Origin of the sequence: Wolbachia endosymbiont of Ctenocephalides felis wCfeJ, assembly GCF_012277315.1 — a bacterium.
Classification (GTDB): Bacteria; Pseudomonadota; Alphaproteobacteria; order Rickettsiales; family Anaplasmataceae; genus Wolbachia.
Genome location: NZ_CP051157.1, coordinates 294,076 through 314,345 on the forward strand (window position 1 = coordinate 294,076; position 20,270 = coordinate 314,345).

Genomic DNA, 20,270 nt, shown 5'->3' on the forward strand with positions numbered 1-20,270 from the left:
TGACAAGTGCATTTGGCTCACTCATTATATAGCCGAGGCTATTTTATTGTGCCGATCTATAGATTAGAAAGTAAGAGTTACTTAGTATAGCGGCTTGTTGTGTTTAGCCTTTTATAGTGTGTGGTGCTGTATATCTTTAATAAAATCTCTCTACATCTAAGTTTTATAAACTTAGTGTGTCTGTAAAGTGCTACAATACAGTAAAAAACGCCAATACTCGACAGAGAGGTAGTAAATAACTAGTTGTCTCAGGGTTACTTCACCCTTTTTCCACTTTGTAAGTTTCTTTAAGAAATTAAAGTATTTACGGCGTCATGAGAGGCACCTAGATGGTTGCCCTTTTTAGATTATGCAAGAAGTCCAATAACAAAATTTCTAGCTTTTTTGTTGTGTAGAGTTTATCATCTTGATTTTAACTTTAACGAGATTATGTTAGACCTTGCAGAGAGAATGTCCCTAATAAAACCATCACCTACGATTGCTGTAACTGACAAGGCGAATAGGTTAAAAAGTGAAGGAAAGAAGATCTGTGTTTTAGCTGCGGGAGAGCCGGACTTTGATACCCCAGATCATGTAAAAAAAGCAGCTATTCAAGCGATAAATGAAGGTAAAACTAAGTATACCGCTGTTGATGGAACACGCGAACTCAAAGAGGCAATAATCAATAAGTTAAAGAGAGACAATGATCTTGAGTATACGTCTAGTCAAATCTGTGTTGGTGCTGGCGCTAAGCAGGTGCTGTTCAACTTATTTATGGCAACAGTTAACCCTGGGGATGAGGCTATAATTCCGGCCCCTTACTGGGTTTCATATATTGATATGATAAATCTTTTTGGTGGTCTCCCAGTTGTCGTGGAGTGTAGACAAAGTTTTAAGCTGACAGCAGAATTATTGAAAAGCAGAATAACTGAAAGAACTAAGTGGTTAATTCTTAACTCACCAAACAATCCAGCAGGGGTTGTTTACGCGTATGATGAATTGAAAGATATAGCGCAAGTATTGCTTAAGCATCCAAATGTGAACGTTGTTACAGATGATATTTATGAGCACATAGTTTACGATGAAAAGTTTTTTACTATTGCTCAGGTTGAGCCAAAGCTTTATGAAAGAGTTTTTTTGGTCAATGGAGTGTCAAAAGCTTACGCAATGACAGGCTGGAGAATAGGTTATGTTGCTGGTAGAAGTGATGTAATAAAAGCCATATCTACACTGCAGTCTCAGAGCACTTCTAATCCGAATTCGATAGCGCAAGCAGCGGCAGTTGAAGCGTTAAATGGTGACCATAGCTTTTTGGAAGAAAGAGCAGGGGTTTTTAGGAATCGCAGAGATTTTGTAGTGGAGAAACTGAACTCTGTTCCAGGGTTATCAGTATCTGTTCCACAAGGTGCATTCTACCTGTTTGTTTCATGTGAGGGTTTGTTAGGTAAGAACACAGAAGGTGGTAAAGTAATAAATAATGATCTTGATTTTGCTGAGTATTTGTTGGAAGATCATTTAGTTGCTGTAATTCCAGGAGTTGCATTTGGCCTGAAGAACTTTATTAGAATTTCTTATGCAACCTCCCAGGAGCAACTAGAAATTGGATGTAACAGCATTGCTAAGGCATGTGAAATGCTGAGTTAACTTTTTACATTCTCATATAAAATCAACATATGTCGTGGATATATTTGTTATTAGCTGGTTTACTTGAAATAGCATGGACTACAGCTTTGAAGTATAGCAACGGCTTCACTCGTGTTATACCTGTGATAATCGTCCTGATCTGTGGTTTTTTAAGTCTTTATTTGCTGTCGTTAGCGATAAAGTATATTCCTCTTGGCACATCTTACGCGGTTTGGACTGGCATAGGTTCTATGGGCGCAGCAGTAATAGGGATAATATTTTTTAATGATCCAGTAAATTTTGGTCGCCTGTTTTCCCTTGCTTTGGTAGTGCTGGGTATTATAGGCTTAAAAGTGTTTACCAAATAAGTAGTTAAAGGTTGGCTGTACATCAAAGATTGAAGTAAAACAGGCTAAGTTACCTATTTTATCAAATTACAAATGTTTACCGATGTTGCTTTTGACTCTCCAACTTGTGAAGAAGGCCGCCCTATTGATTGAGCGACTACAGTTTTGATGTTTAACTCTTCGCCTTTTTCATTTTGTTGGGTCAAGTTGATGTCATTTATTTTGTCTATTAAATCTTTTCCCTCCTCTAGGATTTTTAAGTCGCTTTCGTTGATATGATGTTCGCTATTAAATTCTGTAACGACCTCTTTCTTTTTTGGATGAGTGTCTAGAAATTCCAATATCTGGTGCTTAGCAAAAGTTCGAATAAATTTTTTATTAAACCTCGGATCATTGTATAAATTCTCTAGATCTTTATCATAGCGTTTTGCTTGGTTTACGGTGAGTTTTATTATTCCTTCTACGCTACTTAAAAGCTCCCTATAAAGTTTGTCGTACCTGTTACCTGTATGGGCAGCAAATGCTTGTTCGGTGTATTTTGTTATATAATTTTGTAGTGTATTGTCTGTTGTACTCATTGGCTCACCTTTGCTTTGACGTTGTATATTTTACACGCAAAGCGGTTAATATTTGGTTAATTGCAGTGTTTCTGGTACCTGGCTTTACTAAAAATTATATTAGTTAAAGTATAATTTTATCACAGAATGGAAAGCGTAAATAAAATGGACTTTGTGACAAAAATAAAGCTCAAGGTAAAGATGAATAAAGGTAAAATCATAAATATCATTATCATCTGTGGTGTAGCCTTTCTCATATACCTAATTCACGAACCGGTTATAGAAATGATGGAAAAAGTCATAAATAAAATAAAAAGCCTTTTTTAAAAATACTCTCTTCTGCTCAGGTAGCTTACGCTATAAGGCTTAGTCGATGCGTGTTGACTACGAATCTGGCTATGTTGAATTTCAGTAAGTTGAGATAAATATTTGTAAAAATGTTGTTTTTCATAACCGAGGTGCCTATAATCCTAGATTTTAGGTGAAATCAATGCTGCAGAGAAGCTTTTTGATATGGTTATTAGCATCGTTGTTCTATGCGTACCAATATATATTGCGTGTAATTCCAAACATAATTGCACCTGAGTTGATAACAAAGTTTAATATAGGCATAGCAGATGTTGGGCAGTTTAGCGGATTATACTATGTAGGATATACATTAGCTCATATACCTGTTGGTCTTTTTCTTGATAGGTCTGGGCCAAAACTTGTTTTACCTATATGTATAGTTTTAACATTTGCTGGAACACTGCCACTTATATGTTTTGATGAATGGTATCTTTCAATACTTGGTAGAATAATCGTTGGAGTTGGATCATCTGCTTCGGCGATTGGAATCTTCAAAGTTGCAAGCATGTGTTTCCCTAAAGAGAAATCAGCGAAGATGGCCAGTTTATCTATAATAATAGGATTGCTGGGAGCTATTTATGGTGGATTGCCTCTGGATTTCTTACTCGATAAATTTGGTTGGGATTATGTTATCTATACTTTTTCAGCATTTGGTTGTTTGCTTGCTCTGTCGTTATTTTTGATAACGCCTGGAAATGATGCAAGAGAGAATGTAGATAGCAACATACTTCAAGACTTAAAAACCGTACTTTGCAACAAGTACATCATTTTGATCAGCTTTTTTGGTGGTTTAATGGTTGGCCCACTGGAGGGTTTTGCCGATGGTTGGGCAAGAACATTTTTGTGTGAAGTATATCAGATGACGGAAGATCTGGCATCTTCTCTCTCTTCTTTTGTATTCATAGGTTTTGGAGCTGGAGCATTCTTTTTAGCTTACTTATTGGAGAAATATCCAAATAAGCATTACGAAGTGATTATTGCATGTTCTCTTGCGATGATTGCCAGCTTCCTCCTGCTTTTTACACAGAAAGGTGGTTTGTATGTTGTGTTGCCTACGCTTCTTGTTATCGGTTTTGCATCTGGATATCAAGTAATTACCATTTACAAAGCGATAAGTTATGTAAGCACTAATTTAGTGGGCTTGGCTACGGCTGTTTCAAATATGATAGTTATGGTTTTTGGCTATTTTTTTCATGTTGGAATTGCAAAAATAGTAGACTTATATTGGGATAAAACAGTAGTGCAGGGGAATCCTGTGTATGGTGCTAAGCTGCTGATAGAAGCAATGTCGATTATTCCTGTAAGTCTACTTTTAGCTGTCTTTGGGTTTATGTGGTTAAGAAAACGGTCTTGAAATTGCTTGTTATGAGTATGCATTTTAGTATCATTAAAAATTAAATGAAGTTTGATCTATGACAAGTGTTTCAGAAAAAGTCTGCAGCCCTAAAAATGATTTAAAGTCTTTTGATAACGAAATTTATCAGTCTATAGAGAAAGAATTTCAGCGTCAAAGGTCGCAGCTACAACTAATTGCGTCAGAAAATTTTGCAAGCAGAGCAGTGATGGAGGCGCAGGGTTCCTTTCTGACTAACAAATATGCAGAAGGCTATCCAGGTAAAAGATATTACTGTGGTTGTGAGTATGTGGATGAAATTGAAAATTTCGCTATAGAGAGACTCTGCAGGTTGTTTGGTGTTAAATTTGCAAATGTTCAACCTCATTCTGGTTCTCAGGCAAATCAGGCGGTATTTGCTTCACTACTTACTCCAGGTGATACGATACTTGGATTATCGCTAAGTTGTGGTGGACATTTGACTCACGGTGCAGCACCAAGTCTTTCCGGTAAATGGTTTAAGTCGATTCAATATACAGTCGACAAAGACACTTACCTGCTCGATATGGATGAGGTGGAAAAGCTTGCACTTGAGCACAAGCCAAAATTAATCATTGCTGGTGCTTCTGCTTATCCAAGAAAAATGGATTTCAAGCGTTTTCGCGAAATCGCGGATAAAGTTGGTGCCTATTTGCTTGCAGATATTGCTCACTATGCAGGGCTTATTGCAGCGGGTGAATACCCGTCTCCTGCTGAGTATGCACATGTTATAACCTCCACAACTCACAAAACTCTGCGTGGTCCTCGTGGTGGGGTGATAATAACAAATGATGAAGCGCTGCATAAAAAAATTCAGTCTGCAGTTTTTCCAGGATTGCAAGGCGGGCCGCTTATGCATGTGATAGCTGCAAAAGCTGTTGCATTTAAAGAGGCATTGGCGCCAGAGTTTAAGGTTTATAGCAAAAAAGTTGTTGAGAATGCGAAAGTCCTAGCTCAAGCCCTGCAGGAGTATGGGCTAAACATTATAACCGGTGGTACTGACTCTCACATAGTGCTAATTGACCTAAGGCCACAAAAATTGACTGGAAAAGACGTTGTAGATAGCCTTGAGAGGGCTGGTATCACCTGCAATAAAAACTCTGTGCCATTTGACGTGGAAAAGCCAACCATTACTTCAGGGCTACGTTTTGGCACCGCTGCAGAGACAACACGCGGGCTTGAAGCAAAAAATTTTAAAGAAATAGCTGGCCTAATAAATGAAGTGGTTCAGGGATTAATTAACAGAAATAGCTTGAGTGTTGAAAGGGCAGTGAAAAATAAAGTTGAAAAGATTTGTAACGATTTTCCTATTTATTAGTTTATGATATCATGCAAGTAGTAAGTCTAATGATGTCATCGAAGTAGCAAGCACTGGGGCCCACAACCCTGTCATTCCAGCGCGTGACGCACGACTGTATGAACATTGTGATTTGAGCCTACTACTAGGGTGTCATGCCAGTGCTTGACACTGGCATCCAGAAATTTTATTAAGTTGGTGAGTATAAAAGTAGCTGTTTTATGTTAAAATACGACGTTTTTGGTGATTATGGAGATGCTGGATCCCAGTGTCGGAGCACTGGGATGACAACGTTGGAGCCACTGGAATGACACAATAAGCCCTGTCATTCCAGCGTGTAACGCTGATCCACTTTATAATGATGTCATTCCAGTGCTTGACACTGGAATCCAGTAAATTTATTTACTATATATGAAAAGTTATTATGTTTATATACTCACAAGTGAGCGCAATGGAACCCTATATATAGGTATAACATCAAATTTGATTAAACGAATTTGGGAACACAAAAACAAGGTCGTCTCTAGTTTCACATCAAAGTACAATGTTTGTAAATTGGTCTATTATGAGGAGTTTCAAGACGTAAATTTAGCAATTAGTAGGGAAAAACTCCTAAAAAGCTGGCAGAGAAAATGGAAAATAAACTTAATTGAACAAACAAATCAAGAATGGAAGGATTTATATGATGAAATCATATAATTAATGCTGGATCCCAGTGTCGAGGCACTGGGATGACATCATTATGCTACTTGGATGACATAGTTGGGCTATTCAGATAACATCCACAGCCCTGTTATTCCAGCGCGTGACGCTGGAATCCAGTGAAAAAAAGAATGGATCCCAGTGCGTGACACTGGGAACTAACGAGGGTTTTGGTCTTAAGAAAATCGAGATTCCAGCGTGTGGCGCTGGAATGACAAGCTGGAGTGACATGTGGAGTGTCATCCAAGCAGTGAATCCGAAAATGAAATGTGCCAATTAAGTGGTTCATTTTGATTACTTGGCATATCATAATGTGTTTCTGACCCTACTGCTCTCACAGCTTCTTTAAATCCTGCGTCTTTAATAGCAGCTTCCATTTTGATAGCTTCCTTAAAATCTGGGGTCCCTGCCAATTTAGTTGTTAGTTTTCCTAGGAGCGTTCCATCCTGTGCTAAAGCATTCTGGAAAGTTGAATCTTTTGTAATTTCTTCCTTTAATTTATTTAATTTGGTTGAATCTTGAACTAGTTCAGTAGCTACGTTTTCGACTAATGGAGTATCTCCTTTTGGTCCTTTCATGCCTTTAGCTCCTAGGAACTCTTTTGCTGATTGGCTATTACCATACACTTTATCATTCTCATTATCAAGAAATGTTCCTAATTTTTCCACTAAGATAGATTTATTATCAGCACCTTTTGCACCGAGTATTGCTTCTACAACAGGTTTTTCAGCAGCTTTAGTTTTGAGGTCTGATTCCTTGACGAATTTAGGGAAATCATTAGAAGCTATTATTGCTTCTACAACAGGTTTTTCAGCAGCTTTAGTTTTGAGGTCTATAGCTTTAACAAATGTAGTCTCAGCAAGTGCCTTAGTGTAAACATCCGCAGAGTTAGCTTTATCATCTAGAGCTGCTTTAGTTGCAAATGTAGTATTAGCAAGTGTCTTAGTGTAAACATCCGCAGAGTTAGCTTTATCATCTAGAGCTGCTTTAGTTGCAAATGTAGTATTAGCAAGTGTCTTAGTGTAAACATCCGCAGAGTTAGCTTTATCATCTAGAGCTGCTTTAGTTGCAAATGTAGTATTAGCAAGTGTCTTAGTGTAAACATCCGCAGAGTTAGCTTTATCATTTAGCTCTGATTTTTCTGCAAATATGTTAAGCACCTTTAGAGCTGTTATAAAATTGTCATCATCATTAATAGCATCTTTTAACGTAGTACCACCCATATCACTCTCCATTAATTATAAAAACCATAAGATGCATGAAAAAAGTATAGATTTCGTAAATGCTAGATTTTATATAATTCTTTAATTGCAGAAAACGAGGTTGTCAGTGGATTCTCCAGAGAGAAGCAATTGATGATCAAAGTGTTGGTCATAATGATGTCATCTGAGTAGCGGACACTGTGATCCATTCTTTTTTCTACTGGATTCCAGCGTCACGCGCTGGAATGACAGGGTTATGGGTGTCATCCCAGTGCTCCGACACTGGGATCCAGGTTTCCATAATAATTAAGATGTTGTGTTTCAAATTAAAATTAGCTACTTTCTATGTTCACAAGATTAGTTTAGCAAGCAAACTCTCCTGGATTCCAGCGTCAAGCGCTGGAATGACACCATTTGATGAAAATAAGAAACCTCTTACTTTCGATTCTGTATAAAAATGAAAATAAGACTTACCTTATTTGCGTGGATGAACATAAGAGACCTCTTATTTTCGATTTTGCGTAAAAATGAAAATAAGGCTGGATTCCAGCGTCAAGCACTGGAATGACAGAGTTTAAGAAATTTACCAAATGAGAGAAAAAGGCAAAAGAAGCCCCGTTGGTGGCTAATTATTTATATTAACTTTATAAACTGGCGTTTTTTTATTCTAAACGTCTAATCCCGCTGCTTTTAAACTGCAACTGATCTAAATTTAAACGTTAAGAAATTTACTAAGCAGAAAAAAGGCAAAAGAAACCCTGTTAGCTAGTTATTCACTATCTATCTTTTAATCGGCGTTTTTTACTGTTTTAAACGCTTTAACAAGCGCATTTTAGCTTATATAGGTAAAAACCTTGAAAGTTTATTAAAGACATAAGTGCACATAGTGCAAAAAATTAAACATGAGACGCCAAATACATTGAGTTTTTTTGTCATTTTATCTGCACAGACTGAAGATAAATAAATAGCTTCAATTGTATGGTAAGCAGACCTTTGGAGATTGTCAAGTGGTTTTTCGTTTTTTAATGTGCTACCGAAAACTGCTTTATTATATGGTTATGTAAAAGATCTAATGATAATTTACGTTTTTGGTAACTTTTAAGTATAATTTAGCGAATTTACAGTTATAATAAATTTTTTAACAACACTTGAAACGTCTACCACCTAGCATAGTTTTAAAGAAGCCATTAATATAGTCAACAGGATTTGCCTAGATTGGCATTGAAACAGTCATGTAAAATTACTCACTTTATGTAACAATAGCTACTGTGAATGTAAGTTTTTAGCTATATGATCCCCAAAATAATAAATGCAATACAGAACAACTTGTTAGTGTGTTTCCCAACAGAAACAGTCTACGCTCTTGCTTGTAGTGCTCTAGATAGTGGAGCTATAAAGAAAATATACCAGGTAAAAAAGCGTTCTCAAAATAAACCATTATCTATCTTTGTTGATAATGTTTACAGTTTGACGAAAATAGCAGTACTAGAGGAAAAATATATTAGTTTAATAAATCGTTTCTCTCCTGGACCAATTACCTATATTTTACCATTGAAAAATAATAACATACTACCGAATGAATTCTTTAAAGTTAGTATAGGTATAAGAATTCCTAATCATCCCATTGCAACTTCAATATTAAATGAACTGAAAACTCCAATAGTTGCAACTAGTATTAATATTTCAGGAGAAAAAAGTGTATGTAAAGCAAGCGGTATACCTAAATCCATAAAACGACACTTATCTGCAGTTGTTGAAGATGATGAGTTAGTTTCTGGTATCGAATCTACTATTATTGACTTAACTCTAGATAAGATTAAGGTTGTAAGGGAAGGTACTGTTTCATTACAAACGGTAAATAATATGCTTTCAGACAGAAATCTATAGGAAGAAAAATGAAGAAAGTGATAGGTCATGATCAAGCCAAAAAAAAATTAATGAATAACTTGTCTGTTCAATCTTGGCTGATCTGCGGTAAAAAAGGCATAGGAAAAGCAACACTAGCAAAATCCTTTTCTCATTGGTTTCTGACAAGAAACCATACCGAAGTAGCATTGGACTTGCACATTGTTGAGGGTGATACAATAGGAGTAGAAAAAGTGAGAGAAATGAAAAATTTCCTGCACCTAAGCCCCATTCAATCAGAGTACAAGGTTGCTATCATAGATAGTTTAGAAGCAATGACAAATAATGCTAAAAACGCAATATTAAAAATACTAGAGGAACCGCCAAAGAACTCTAAAATATTTATCATTAGCCATAAACCATACAATATACAAGCCACCATTAAGTGTAGGTGCTTTCAGCTAAACTTACTACCTCTGACTTATGATGAAACAAAGCAAATTGTTTCATCTCAATGTAAGTTTGACGATCAAGCATTTGATGAAATCATTACTTTATTTCCCGGAACGCCAGGAATAATAACAAATGCAATAAGCAATGACACCTATGAATCATACAGGTGCTTTTATAAATTCCTTTCTAACTTAAATAACCCTGAAGTGATCAATAAAGCAATTAATAGCACAATTGAGCTGGATTTAGCATCATATATAATTCAAGCTTTTATTTTAGAAAGCATAAAAAAAAGAAGGATGAATGATGTTGAAATTCTGCTGAGTCAATGGAAAAAAATAGATGAACTTTTTGTTGCTGCGAGGCAACTCCACTTAGATAAAAGGCATGTTTTAGCTAATGTAGTTAATATTATAGCACCAGTTTATGGAGTATAATACTTTTAACATAAATTTGTGGTAAAATACTGTTAATTTAATGTTTGAAGTACGTAACTTGGCTGATAATAAATTAACTATATGGCAATCAATAGAAGTTTTAACAAAAGCCATATTGAACATGCGAAAAGAATTAAATCTAATTAAAAATATATCTACAGGTCAAGAAGTAACCTTGGAAAAAGGAAAGGAGTTATCAAGTGGCATTTATGAAGCAAACTTTAAGCTAAACAATGTAATCAGTATAGCTACTTTGCCAAAAATTGGCTACCATATGCTTGATGGTGAGCTTGTTGTGCGCAACCATATTACAAAAGAAGAGGTAAAAATTCCCGAAGATTTTCATTATCTTAAGGTTGTTAAGTTAAATAATAGTGATTACAAACTAACATTTTGTAATATCTTGGGTAATGAATTTTTTGAATATAAAAAGTATGATCCACAATATTCCGGTTTTTCAGATGAATATAAATTTGTAGATTTTGGTAGTGTAAAAAAGGCTCATAATCTAAAATTTAAAGAATATCTTGGTCATGCACCTAAGTTTTTTGCTACAGAAGGCCCTATCGAACCTGGATCACAAAATCATGCAATTGATTTACTTGGACTAGCCAAAGATAGAGCAGGTAGAAAGGTAGGAACCCTCGCTGATGAATTTGGTTATTTTGATGATCAAAATAAGTTACACTACTATAATTATCACAAAAGTGCAGATGGTAATACCTACGATCCTGAAAATTTTAATGTAAAAATGATAAATATGGATATGAACAGAGTCGATAAATTTTACCTTATTGCGGAACAAGGTGACATAATCATTCATCCTATTTTAGAAAATTTGGATATAATTTAAGGCTTTTGAAGCTTACTATTGCACAATTCAATTGGGTTCTACATTATGGATAATAAACTACTTGAATCAGTAAAAAATCAGAGTTATTTCAGCAAAGCAGTTCAGTGGTACTGCTATAGATATCTGTTTTGTGTCGTAGAAAGGTCTTGGATGGTATTTATAGTATCGTTTCTTCTGGTATGTTTGTGTTTATTACTACTGAACATATACTTATTGTTTCCCGTTAAAAAAGATTTAAACTTCATTAGATACGCAAACCATACAGAAAATGAATTCTCTGTAATGCGTAAGCTAAGTTCCAATAAAAAGCAAGACGAATATATTTCTACAGCCGGGTACTTAATAAGTAAATACGTTGAAGTATATGAGTCTAATAAAGTTGCTGAACCGGAATACCAAAAGAATTTCATAAAAAACAATTCCTCGTATAAAATCTATCAAGACTTTCAAGAGAAAGTGAACGGTGAAGCTGACGATTTATCTTTGTCTGAAAGAAAAATTACCAATATAAATGTGACAAAATTATCTATCAACCGGTCAATCAAGGACCTAGTTACATTTTCTGGAAATGCTACTGTAACTTTTACGGTTGAGCAAAATAAGAAGGTAAAAAATCAGACAATTGATATCAGTTTTACTTTATCCAACATAAAAGCGACCCTAGATGGTATAATACCATTTAAATTTATCGTTGATAATTATAAGTATAGGTAATAATGTACCTGCTTGGCAGAATTGCAGAATATGTACTAGCTTTCTTTCGTAACCACTCCGGCAATGGCGTCAACTTAAGAGCCTCAATCAGCAAACTCCCCTAAAGCCATGATGGCGCTTGGAATGCTCTACCTTATCGCAACTATAGAGAGAACACAATCACTGGCATTTTTCCTTAAGTTGACGCTATTACCTAAGCGGTTACCTGTGTAAACCCTGCACCCATATTGCTTCATACTTCAATCGTTTATAACCTTTGGTACTACAAAATATCCATGCTCAGATTTTGTGTTGGATAATATCTCCTCTTTAATGTTCTGAGAATTAACAACATCATTGCATACGTGAATGTCTTTATCTATGGTGCCATAACGTATAGGAGAAACACTTTCAGTATTAACCTGCAACAAAGTATCATGTATCCAATCCAGCATTGTTAGTTCTTTAGAATAGTGCTCAATTTCTTCATCTGATAATTTTACTCTTACAAGTTGTGTTATTTTAAGCATTTCTTCCTTGGTAATTGTTACTTTTCTCTTATTTACAAATTCTATTAACGAAGTGATTACGTCCTCTGTTGACCTAGCTGGCACCTTTACCTCCTTGGATGAAGTGAGTTAAAACATTAGCAATTGAAACAACTTCTATTTTACTAGTTTTTTTAAATTTGTGAAGTATGGTATCCGTAATTACTAACTTATCCAAAACAGAGGAAGAGATTTTTTCAACTGCATTGCCTGAAAGCACGCCATGTGTTATGCATGAAATTACAGACCTTGCTCCACGGGTTTTTAAAGCAAAAGCTGCATTACATAACGTTCCACCAGAATCAACTATATCATCAACAATGACACAATTTTTATTAGCCACATCTCCTATTACGTTCATTACCTCAGATGTACCTGCTTTCTCTCTATATTTATCTATTACAATAATCTCACCACTAAATTTTATCTCACATTTTTTCTCCAACGCCTTTGCAAAAGCACGTGCTCTACCAATTGCTCCGACATCTGGTGCAACTATTGCCAAGTTTTCTGTGTGTACAGAGTCAACAAATACTTCAAAGCAGCTCAAATTAGCAACCGGTACATCAAAAAACCCTTCAATTTGACTTGAATGCAGATCAATAACTGCAACATTATTTGTTCCTGCAGATTGAATGAGATTTGCGATTAATTTGGCACTCAAGGCAGATTGCATATTACTGTTTCTAATAACCCTATCTTGCCTACTGTATCCATAATAAGGAATAATTGTTGTTATTCTTTTAGCTCCTGATCTCTTTACTGCATCAATTGTGAGTAGAAGCTCTATAAGACTGTCATTTGTAGGAGGAGAAGTTGACTGTATTATGTATGCCTCTTGATTATAGATATCGCTTTCCACTTCTACACTTATCTCACCATCGGCAAACTTTGATACCTGCACGAAGGATGGCGGAATGTTTAGCTTGCTAGCTATTGATTCTCCTAATTTGTTACTAGTACTACCTATTATTATCTTCATAATTTACCAATTAAGCTTATGAAATTATACAGAAATTATGAGATAATTAAAATTAAGTTTCTTCATTCTAGACCTAGTGCCTAGGATGACACCACTTTTGCTTCAACACTTACGCATTAGCCATGTATAAGTAGAGTTTATGTAACACTGTGCAATATCCTATTCAATCTTAGAGCAACAGGTACTCTGAAATTAAATGGCAGCCAGTCAACCTTCTTTAATTTAAATGATAGACCAACTATACTTACACGCCCAATTATATTTTCTACTGGTACAAAACCAATCTCAGGAAACCTACTATCAAAAGAATTGTTTCTATTGTCTCCCATGACAAAAAATTGATTGTCAGGTACATAATAAGCTGGAGTGTTATATGATAGCTTATTAGAAACATTATCTATCAAAATCTCATGTTTCCTTTCGCCTGGGAGTGTTTCTATATACCTTGGTATGCTATGATTTGATTCATAGTCAAAAAAACTTTTAATTTGTTTTCGTTCTACCTTTTTATCATTTAGGTATAACTCACCCTTTATCACTTGCACTTTGTCACCTGGCATTCCTATTACTCGCTTAACGAATCTTATGCTGTCATTTCTCGTAGGCTTAAAAACTATTATGTCACCACGCTTTGGAGGGGTATAAAAGATCCTGCCACTAAAGACGTTTGGAGAAAAAGGAAAGGAGTGTTTACTGTAACCATATGAATATTTACTAGTAAAAATATAATCTCCTTCAAGCAGAGTACTTTTCATTGAACCAGAAGGGATATGAAATGGCTCAAATAAAAAACTACGTATTGATAGCGCAATTAGTAGTAAAAAAAACAATGAAGATAAAAATCTCCCTGTCCTTGCTATCCAGCCTTGGTTTAGTTTCTCCAACTTTATTTTTTTTATGAATTAAGTCTATTATAACACATAAAAAGTAATAGTGTGAAATTTTACTCGTGTTTGTAACCTACTCGAACTTTCGTAATATATATTGACAAAAGTTTAGGTTTATTATATCTTTAATATAAAGGAAGTATATGGAGTGTGGGTTATGACTACCGACTATTATAAAGTATTAGGAGTGAGTAAAAATGCTACTGAAGATGAGATAAAAAAAGCGTATCGCATCTTAGCAAAAGAGTTTCATCCAGATAAATGCTTGTCATCTGAGGAACAGCAAATATCCCGTGCATTATCAGACAAGATAAGAAATGGAGGGCCGCTATCAGAATTAGAGAAAAAGCAAAAAATTCAGATTGAAAATAAAGTAGCAAAATTCATAGAAATTGACGAAGCATACAAGATATTATCTGATCAGGAAAAAAGAAAGCAATATGATAACAATGGAAGCTCTCAATATCCAGAGAGTGATGGAGATTCAGAAGATCAGCAATATAAGTTCAATGATTTTTGGAAAAAATTTGAGGACTTTTGTGAAGATTGGTGTAAATTAATCAAAACTGGTCGTCTATTTATGTGTATTGATTTAGGTGATTTCGAGAAATGTAATGCTTTGATAAAACAAGGTATAGATATTAATACAAGGCATGATGGTTCTAATCACTATATCGGTCATGAGTACTTAAACCTCACTCCAGTAGAAGTTGCTATTAAGAAAAATCAGGATTTAATTTTAGCCCTCTTGATTGAAAATGGAGCAACGTTACCAAGCGTTGCTTTAATTAGTGCTGTTAAATTTGATGCTCAAAAGGTTTTTGACTTTCTTTTAGAGAGAAATGATATAGACATTAATCATCAAGATGAAGATGGGAATACAGCTTTGCATCATGTTTTTAAAGGGTACATTGATAAAAGTTTCGATTACTCAGGTAGTGGGTGGTACCTTAAATACAACGGCTTTGCTGAATCACTTCTAGGCAAAGGTATACAATTCGATATTAGAAATAACGATGGTGTAACTTCATTTGATCTTTTTGTTGATAGCATAAGGAAGAATAAGAGCGGGATCAGCTTCTATGATAATGCTTTAAATAAAGAAAGCATCGATACTTATCGTATATGTGTAAAGCAAAGAGACAGATTAAGTTCAATATCAGAATTGTTTATCAAGTGCGGTATTGGTGAACTAAAATGCGGAGATGGTACATCTGCATTATCTAAGCTGTCAGAAATTAGTGGAATACCTATTGCTAAAAAGAAGCTGAATGTGCCTATACAAAATCCTAAAGCAAAATTTTCACCTGGTAATCCAAAGAAAAACGATGATATTCCACACGGTACAAAAGGGAATAAGTTGCCTATTATAACTGCTTCCGCTGGCTTATTGTTGGGCCTGAGTATAGCATATCTCGCAGGAGCTACTGCCTTAATCTCAGCTATCGCTGCTGTTGCGGTATTTGCTGCTGCTGCATTGGTTGGCGCATTGGTAGGTTATGGTATTGGCAAGTTTTGTGAGAAGGTTAGCAAAGAAAGGCAAAAGGACCATCATATGAATGTAGGTACTGCAATTAAGAATGCCTCACCCCTGAATGTTTGAAACCACAGGAAGTTCATCCGTAAACATTTCATTTTTGTTTTCGTTAGTAGTTGAAAGCCGAGACAAGTTTTCAAACAAATCAGGCAAAGTTTCTTGTAGATCACCAGCTACCAAAATATCATCATCTCCTAAGTAATTTGGTTGTACCAAGTTCATTGCAATTATCTTTCCTTTAGGGTTATGTTTTTTATATAAAGCAAGAAGTCCAACTTCATCACTATTCAGTCCAGTAGCAATGATAAAATCAACTCTCCTAAAGTGCTTACCTTTTATATTTTTCTTTAACCAAGAAAAATTCATTTTATCTGCTGTATCAATACGTCCTAAAGGTTGGATACCTGAGCGTTGATGAAGTAAATCTAGGTTTTCAGTCACGAGCTGCCAACCCAGTGCCCCCTTTTTGTCATCCAAGTGGCCCGACGATGTCATCCAAGTAGCATAATAATGTCATCCCAGTACTTGATACTGGGATCCACTCTTTTTTTCACTGAATTCCAGCGTTACGCGCTGGAATGACACCCTTCGATGAACATAAGAAATCTCTTATTTTCGATTCTATATAAAAATGAAAATAAGGCTTACCTTATTTGCGTGGATGAACATAAGAGAGCTCTTATTTTCGATTTTGCGTAAAAGTGAAAATAAGGCTGGATTCCAGCGTCAAGCGCCGGAATGACAGAGTTTAAGAAATTTACCAAATGAGAAAAAAAGGCAAAAAAAGCCCCGTTGGTGGCTAATTATTTATATTAACTTTATAAACTGGCGTTTTTTTATTCTAAACGTCTAATCTCGCTGCTTTTAAACTGCAACTGATCTAAATTTAAACGTTAAGAAATTTACTAAGCAGAAAAAAGGCAAAAGAAACCCTGTTAGCTAGTTATTCACTATCTATCTTTTAATCGGCGTTTTTTACTGTTTTAAACGCTTTAACAAGCGCATTTTAGCTTATATAGGTAAAAACCTTGAAAGTTTATTAAAGACATAAGTGCACATAGTGCAAAAAATTAAACATGAGACGCCAAATACATTGAGTTTTTTTGTCATTTTATCTGCACAGACTGAAGATAAATAAATAGCTTCAGCCACATGATAAGCGGACTTTTGGGGGTTGTCAAGAGGTTTTACATTCAATTTTTTTGTTGGCTATCTTGATGACACTGTTGTTACCCTTATTTTTTACTTGTAATATGGAAATTTGCACAGTTGTATGCTTGACACTAAACTCCAGTTTTCTTTACAATCCCCTTCGTGAGAGAACAAAAATGCTTATTTGTCACTATAGCCGGGTTACCCAATGCTGGGAAGTCTACACTGATTAACAGCATCGTAGGTAGCAAAATTGCAATTGTTACTCCAAAAGTGCAAACAACAAGGACTCAAATAAGGGGTATTACAATATGTAATGACACACAAATTATTTTTACTGACTCTCCAGGAATATTTTCAGCAGAAACAAAACTTGAAAAAGCTTTAGTCAAATCCGCGTGGTCGGCAATAAAAGGCGATGATATCACTCTACTGCTTGTTGATGCGAGCAATTATTTGAAAAATATAGAGAGAATCAAGACCATATTTGCGCAGCTACAACGCACAAAAGCGAGATGCATTTTAGTTATAAATAAGATTGATTTGATAAAAAAGCCTGAATTAAAGATGACGTATGAACATCTGAATCTACTTTATAGATTTGAAAAGATTTTTACGATATCGGCACTTAGGAGTGAAGGACTTTCTGATTTGATGAATTACTTGTCTGAAGTTGCACCAGTAAGTCCTTGGTTTTATGGAGAAGACCAAATAACTGATTCCTCGACAAGTTTTTTATCAGCAGAGATCACAAGGGAAAAATTATTCTTGAATTTACGTGAGGAATTGCCATATTCTACAGCTGTTATAACTGAACAATTTCAGGAAAAAAAAGATAAGAGTTTAATTATAAAACAGGTCATATTTGTGTTAAAAGATAGTTATAAGAAAATAGTGCTAGGCAAAAATGGCAATAGTATTAAAAAAATTGGCACTGAGGCACGTGCTGAACTGGAGAAGTTGTTTAAGCGCAAAGTTCACCTGTTTTTATTCGTAAAAGTACGACCTTGGACTAATCGCCCTGAGGAGTATATAAGCGATGCTTAATTCTTTACTGGTATTTGATATTGAGACTATACCGAATGTAAACTCCTGTGAAAATTTACTCAATATTAGTGGTGACAGTAGTGTAGAAGAGAAAAGGGACGCGCTGATAAAATATCACCTCGAGATAACAGGTGGACAAAACCCTTTTCTTCGCCAGCCTTTTCACCAAATTGTAGTTATCAGTTTTTTACTCTGCAATATAAGCTGCAGAAATGGTTATGAGGTATTCACACTACAGGAAATTAGGTCTGACGGTACACTAAATTCCAGTGAAAAGGAACTAGTAAAGGAATTTTTCAATTATATGTCAGAAAAAAGACCGAGGCTAGTTTCATTTAATGGACGTACTTTTGATATGCCGGTACTAAAATACCGTGCTATGGTCCATGGCATTCAAGCGGAATATTTTCATAAAGCTGGAGATAAGTGGAATAGCTACAATCAAAGATACAGTAGTGATTGGCATTGTGACTTGCTTGAATCTCTATCTGATTTTGGAGCCTCTGCAAGAGTAAAAATGAATGAGGTTTGTGCAGCGTTTAATCTTCCTGGTAAAATTGGAGTTGATGGGTCACAAGTTGTGGGTTTATACGATAGTGGCAAGATACAAGAAATTCGAGATTATTGTGAAACAGACGTAGTGAACACTTATTTAATTTACTTAAGGTTCATGCAGCATCAAGGAAGAATCACTACTGAAAGTTATAACAAAAGTGTGGAGGAGCTACTTTTAGAATGCGAGAAAAAGGCACATCTAAAAAAATTTAAAGAAGAGTGGGAAGCAACTTGTGGTGGAAAGTTCTATATTGAAGTTTAAAGGTAACTATGAATTCGAGTCATATGTTGCTTTACTATAGCTCTGCTAACATTAACTCTTTTGTCGCATTGTTACCTATAAAAGGCTAGCTATAGTTAGGATTGCACTACAAGCAACTTAAGATTTCTCTCTCATACCACTAAGTATATAGTAAAATCAAGTCTAAACTTTGACTTTTAGCAAATCTATCACCATTAAAAAATATGCAAGAAACTTTATAAAAACTTAACATAGTTTTATCATAAAAATATCATTTCTATACTTTGGTAATAGCGAGTTTTAGTACTGATAAATCTTTTTTAATTAGCTATGAATTTGGTAAACTGGAAAATAAATTCTATTTACTTTTACAATATCTTAAGATCTAATGTCATTTTATCAGTCGGAAATATCAAAAATAATTGTAATTTAGGCTAGTATGTTTTTTACTCTTTTTTTTAAAGTATTGCCTATTTATATTACAATACTTATTGGTTATTTAGCAGGTAAATGTCTTAAGATTGATAGAAACACTATATCTCAAATACTCTTTTATATAGCCAATCCAATAGTGATTCTGTATGGAGTATCTCATACAGAAGTCAACTTAAAAGTAATTTCTCTGCCGGTTTTGATATGGTTCATAGGTAGTACTATGTCCTTATCAGTGTATTATCTCTCTTCCTTCTTATTTAAGGATAATACAAAAAACATATTGGCGTTTAGTTCAGGCAGCACAAGCATGGGTTATTTTGGTTTGCCAATTGCCATGACTTTATTTGATGAGGATTCAGTGTCTGTATATGTTGTCTGTTACATAGGAATGGCATTGTTTGAAAATAGCCTGGGATTTTATATAGCTGCAAATGGCATCTATACTGCAAAAGAATGCATGTTAAGATTACTCAGACTTCCTTCATCTTATGCAATGATTCTGGGCTTCTTTTTAAGCATATACGATATACGGATACCCACTTTTTTAACAGATGTTATGATGAATATTAGAAGCACATTTATTACATTAGGGATGATGCTACTTGGAGTGAGTATTGCGCAAATTACAAATTTTAAAATAGATTGGAAGCTTGCTCTGACCACTATTGCAGCAAAGTACGTATTTTGGCCATTATTTGTTTGGGGAATTGTTCTGATAGACAAGCATATTACAGGTATATACGATGAGAGTATATATAAAGCGCTGATGTTGCTGGCTATTATTCCAGTTTCCGGATCTAGTGTAATACTTGCTAATATTTTAAATTATCAGCCAGATAGAGCTACCTTGTTACTTTTCATCAGTACTGCAGTGGGACTGTTTTATGTTCCACTAATAATATCATTATTTTTTACTAAACTTGTTTCTTTTTGAGCAAACATACCCGCGACTAGCTCACGGCTGTACGAACATTGTGCTACCAAGAAGGTGTCATCTAAGTAGCTTGACACTGGGATCTAGGAAAGTTTGCTTGTGAGCAAGCAAACTGATTTGTTGAGTATCGAAAGTAGCTGATCTGATGTTCAATTTTATAAATTTGTATAAAAAGTGAGGTTCCAGCGTCAGCTCCTTTCGTGATATCGATACTTATCATCATACTCTTTTTTTCTGGATGCTA

General features: G+C 35.1%; 21 protein-coding genes and 1 pseudogene. 14 read left to right on the plus strand and 8 right to left on the minus strand.

Annotated elements, in window-relative coordinates:
- Positions 1-429 precede the first annotated feature (429 nt).
- Together HF196_RS01365 and HF196_RS01370 are read left to right on the plus strand one after the other, a co-directional pair.
- The gene (locus HF196_RS01365) at positions 430-1,623 is read left to right on the plus strand and encodes a pyridoxal phosphate-dependent aminotransferase (RefSeq protein ID WP_168455486.1); all 1,194 of its coding nucleotides are present in this window, start codon (positions 430-432) and stop codon (positions 1,621-1,623) included.
- A gap of 29 nt (positions 1,624-1,652) precedes the next feature.
- Complete coding sequence (locus HF196_RS01370; protein WP_168455487.1) at positions 1,653-1,970, plus strand: DMT family transporter; 318 nt, start codon at positions 1,653-1,655, stop codon at positions 1,968-1,970.
- 53 nt (positions 1,971-2,023) lie between these two features.
- Here the strand turns inward: HF196_RS01370 and HF196_RS01375 are convergent, their stop codons facing one another.
- Positions 2,024-2,527 carry a hypothetical protein gene (locus tag HF196_RS01375; protein WP_168455488.1) on the minus strand — a complete coding sequence of 168 codons (504 nt, stop codon included), beginning with the start codon at positions 2,525-2,527 and terminating at the stop codon, positions 2,024-2,026.
- Between the two features lie 469 nt (positions 2,528-2,996).
- Here HF196_RS01375 and HF196_RS01380 point away from each other — a divergent pair, with 469 nt between their 5' ends.
- From HF196_RS01380 to HF196_RS01395, 3 genes are all read left to right on the plus strand, one after another.
- Entirely contained in the window at positions 2,997-4,208 is a 1,212-nt protein-coding gene (locus HF196_RS01380) for an MFS transporter (protein ID WP_174855504.1), read from the plus strand.
- 58 nt (positions 4,209-4,266) lie between these two features.
- Positions 4,267-5,544, plus strand: a complete 1,278-nt coding sequence (gene glyA / locus HF196_RS01385; RefSeq protein ID WP_168455489.1) for a serine hydroxymethyltransferase — start codon at positions 4,267-4,269, stop codon at positions 5,542-5,544.
- A 390-nt stretch (positions 5,545-5,934) separates the two neighbouring features.
- Entirely contained in the window at positions 5,935-6,222 is a 288-nt protein-coding gene (locus HF196_RS01395) for a GIY-YIG nuclease family protein (protein WP_168455490.1), read from the plus strand.
- A gap of 72 nt (positions 6,223-6,294) precedes the next feature.
- On the opposite strand, the gene HF196_RS01400 is transcribed toward HF196_RS01395, so the two are convergent.
- Entirely contained in the window at positions 6,295-6,456 is a 162-nt protein-coding gene (locus tag HF196_RS01400) for a hypothetical protein (protein ID WP_168455491.1), read from the minus strand.
- Between the two features lie 8 nt (positions 6,457-6,464).
- Entirely contained in the window at positions 6,465-7,448 is a 984-nt protein-coding gene (locus HF196_RS01405) for a hypothetical protein (protein WP_168455492.1), read from the minus strand.
- 179 nt (positions 7,449-7,627) lie between these two features.
- On the opposite strand from HF196_RS01405, the gene HF196_RS01410 reads away from it, so the two are divergent.
- From HF196_RS01410 to HF196_RS01430, 5 genes are all read left to right on the plus strand, one after another.
- Positions 7,628-7,882 (plus strand): hypothetical protein, encoded by a 255-nt coding sequence (locus HF196_RS01410; protein WP_168455493.1) that lies wholly within the window; start codon positions 7,628-7,630, stop codon positions 7,880-7,882.
- A gap of 835 nt (positions 7,883-8,717) precedes the next feature.
- Positions 8,718-9,314: an L-threonylcarbamoyladenylate synthase gene (locus HF196_RS01415; protein ID WP_168455494.1), complete on the plus strand. Its 597-nt coding sequence runs from the start codon at positions 8,718-8,720 to the stop codon at positions 9,312-9,314.
- Between the two features lie 8 nt (positions 9,315-9,322).
- Positions 9,323-10,162, plus strand: a complete 840-nt coding sequence (locus tag HF196_RS01420) for a DNA polymerase III subunit delta' (protein WP_168455495.1) — start codon at positions 9,323-9,325, stop codon at positions 10,160-10,162.
- 58 nt (positions 10,163-10,220) lie between these two features.
- On the plus strand, positions 10,221-11,015 hold the full coding sequence (locus HF196_RS01425) for a hypothetical protein (protein ID WP_168455496.1): 795 nt from the start codon (positions 10,221-10,223) through the stop codon (positions 11,013-11,015).
- A gap of 45 nt (positions 11,016-11,060) precedes the next feature.
- On the plus strand, positions 11,061-11,729 hold the full coding sequence (locus tag HF196_RS01430) for a conjugal transfer protein TraJ (RefSeq protein WP_168455497.1): 669 nt from the start codon (positions 11,061-11,063) through the stop codon (positions 11,727-11,729).
- 239 nt (positions 11,730-11,968) lie between these two features.
- On the opposite strand, the gene HF196_RS01435 is transcribed toward HF196_RS01430, so the two are convergent.
- The 3 genes from HF196_RS01435 to lepB form a co-directional block, all read right to left on the minus strand.
- Positions 11,969-12,322, minus strand: a complete 354-nt coding sequence (locus HF196_RS01435; RefSeq protein ID WP_168455498.1) for an Asp-tRNA(Asn)/Glu-tRNA(Gln) amidotransferase subunit GatC — start codon at positions 12,320-12,322, stop codon at positions 11,969-11,971.
- Positions 12,312-13,238: a ribose-phosphate diphosphokinase gene (locus HF196_RS01440; protein WP_168455499.1), complete on the minus strand. Its 927-nt coding sequence runs from the start codon at positions 13,236-13,238 to the stop codon at positions 12,312-12,314. Before HF196_RS01440 ends, HF196_RS01435 begins: the two co-directional genes overlap by 11 nt.
- A gap of 137 nt (positions 13,239-13,375) precedes the next feature.
- Entirely contained in the window at positions 13,376-14,122 is a 747-nt protein-coding gene (lepB, locus tag HF196_RS01445; protein WP_168455500.1) for a signal peptidase I, read from the minus strand.
- Between the two features lie 160 nt (positions 14,123-14,282).
- On the opposite strand from lepB, the pseudogene HF196_RS06140 reads away from it, so the two are divergent.
- Positions 14,283-15,011 (plus strand): annotated as a pseudogene (locus HF196_RS06140) (DnaJ domain-containing protein); the annotation flags it as partial.
- A gap of 699 nt (positions 15,012-15,710) precedes the next feature.
- Here the strand turns inward: HF196_RS06140 and HF196_RS01455 are convergent.
- Positions 15,711-16,157, minus strand: coding sequence for a hypothetical protein (locus HF196_RS01455; RefSeq protein WP_168455502.1), 447 nt, complete (start codon positions 16,155-16,157; stop codon positions 15,711-15,713).
- Between the two features lie 819 nt (positions 16,158-16,976).
- Here HF196_RS01455 and era point away from each other — a divergent pair.
- The 3 genes from era (at position 16,977) to HF196_RS01470 (ending at position 20,026) form a co-directional block, all read left to right on the plus strand.
- Entirely contained in the window at positions 16,977-17,861 is an 885-nt protein-coding gene (era, locus tag HF196_RS01460; RefSeq protein WP_168455503.1) for a GTPase Era, read from the plus strand.
- Positions 17,854-18,678 (plus strand): 3'-5' exonuclease, encoded by an 825-nt coding sequence (locus tag HF196_RS01465; RefSeq protein ID WP_168455504.1) that lies wholly within the window; start codon positions 17,854-17,856, stop codon positions 18,676-18,678. Before era ends, HF196_RS01465 begins: the two co-directional genes overlap by 8 nt.
- Positions 18,679-19,096: 418 nt before the next feature.
- Positions 19,097-20,026 (plus strand): AEC family transporter, encoded by a 930-nt coding sequence (locus HF196_RS01470; RefSeq protein ID WP_168455505.1) that lies wholly within the window; start codon positions 19,097-19,099, stop codon positions 20,024-20,026.
- 61 nt (positions 20,027-20,087) lie between these two features.
- Here HF196_RS01470 and HF196_RS01475 read toward each other — a convergent pair whose 3' ends face one another.
- Positions 20,088-20,249 (minus strand): hypothetical protein, encoded by a 162-nt coding sequence (locus HF196_RS01475; RefSeq protein WP_168455506.1) that lies wholly within the window; start codon positions 20,247-20,249, stop codon positions 20,088-20,090.
- Positions 20,250-20,270 lie beyond the last annotated feature (21 nt).

What these genes read in the sequence shown, in the direction of transcription:
- HF196_RS01365 (WP_168455486.1), top strand. Translation starts at nt 430, where the DNA reads ATGTTAGACCTTGCAGAGAGAATGTCCCTAATAAAACCATCACCTACG.
- HF196_RS01370 (WP_168455487.1), top strand. Translation starts at nt 1,653, where the DNA reads ATGTCGTGGATATATTTGTTATTAGCTGGTTTACTTGAAATAGCATGG.
- HF196_RS01375 (WP_168455488.1), bottom strand. Translation starts at nt 2,527, where the DNA reads ATGAGTACAACAGACAATACACTACAAAATTATATAACAAAATACACC.
- HF196_RS01380 (WP_174855504.1), top strand. Translation starts at nt 2,997, where the DNA reads ATGCTGCAGAGAAGCTTTTTGATATGGTTATTAGCATCGTTGTTCTAT.
- glyA (WP_168455489.1), top strand. Translation starts at nt 4,267, where the DNA reads ATGACAAGTGTTTCAGAAAAAGTCTGCAGCCCTAAAAATGATTTAAAG.
- HF196_RS01395 (WP_168455490.1), top strand. Translation starts at nt 5,935, where the DNA reads ATGAAAAGTTATTATGTTTATATACTCACAAGTGAGCGCAATGGAACC.
- HF196_RS01400 (WP_168455491.1), bottom strand. Translation starts at nt 6,456, where the DNA reads ATGTCACTCCAGCTTGTCATTCCAGCGCCACACGCTGGAATCTCGATT.
- HF196_RS01405 (WP_168455492.1), bottom strand. Translation starts at nt 7,448, where the DNA reads ATGGGTGGTACTACGTTAAAAGATGCTATTAATGATGATGACAATTTT.
- HF196_RS01415 (WP_168455494.1), top strand. Translation starts at nt 8,718, where the DNA reads ATGATCCCCAAAATAATAAATGCAATACAGAACAACTTGTTAGTGTGT.
- HF196_RS01420 (WP_168455495.1), top strand. Translation starts at nt 9,323, where the DNA reads ATGAAGAAAGTGATAGGTCATGATCAAGCCAAAAAAAAATTAATGAAT.
- HF196_RS01430 (WP_168455497.1), top strand. Translation starts at nt 11,061, where the DNA reads ATGGATAATAAACTACTTGAATCAGTAAAAAATCAGAGTTATTTCAGC.
- HF196_RS01440 (WP_168455499.1), bottom strand. Translation starts at nt 13,238, where the DNA reads ATGAAGATAATAATAGGTAGTACTAGTAACAAATTAGGAGAATCAATA.
- HF196_RS01455 (WP_168455502.1), bottom strand. Translation starts at nt 16,157, where the DNA reads ATGACATCGTCGGGCCACTTGGATGACAAAAAGGGGGCACTGGGTTGG.
- HF196_RS01465 (WP_168455504.1), top strand. Translation starts at nt 17,854, where the DNA reads ATGCTTAATTCTTTACTGGTATTTGATATTGAGACTATACCGAATGTA.
- HF196_RS01470 (WP_168455505.1), top strand. Translation starts at nt 19,097, where the DNA reads ATGTTTTTTACTCTTTTTTTTAAAGTATTGCCTATTTATATTACAATA.
- HF196_RS01475 (WP_168455506.1), bottom strand. Translation starts at nt 20,249, where the DNA reads ATGATGATAAGTATCGATATCACGAAAGGAGCTGACGCTGGAACCTCA.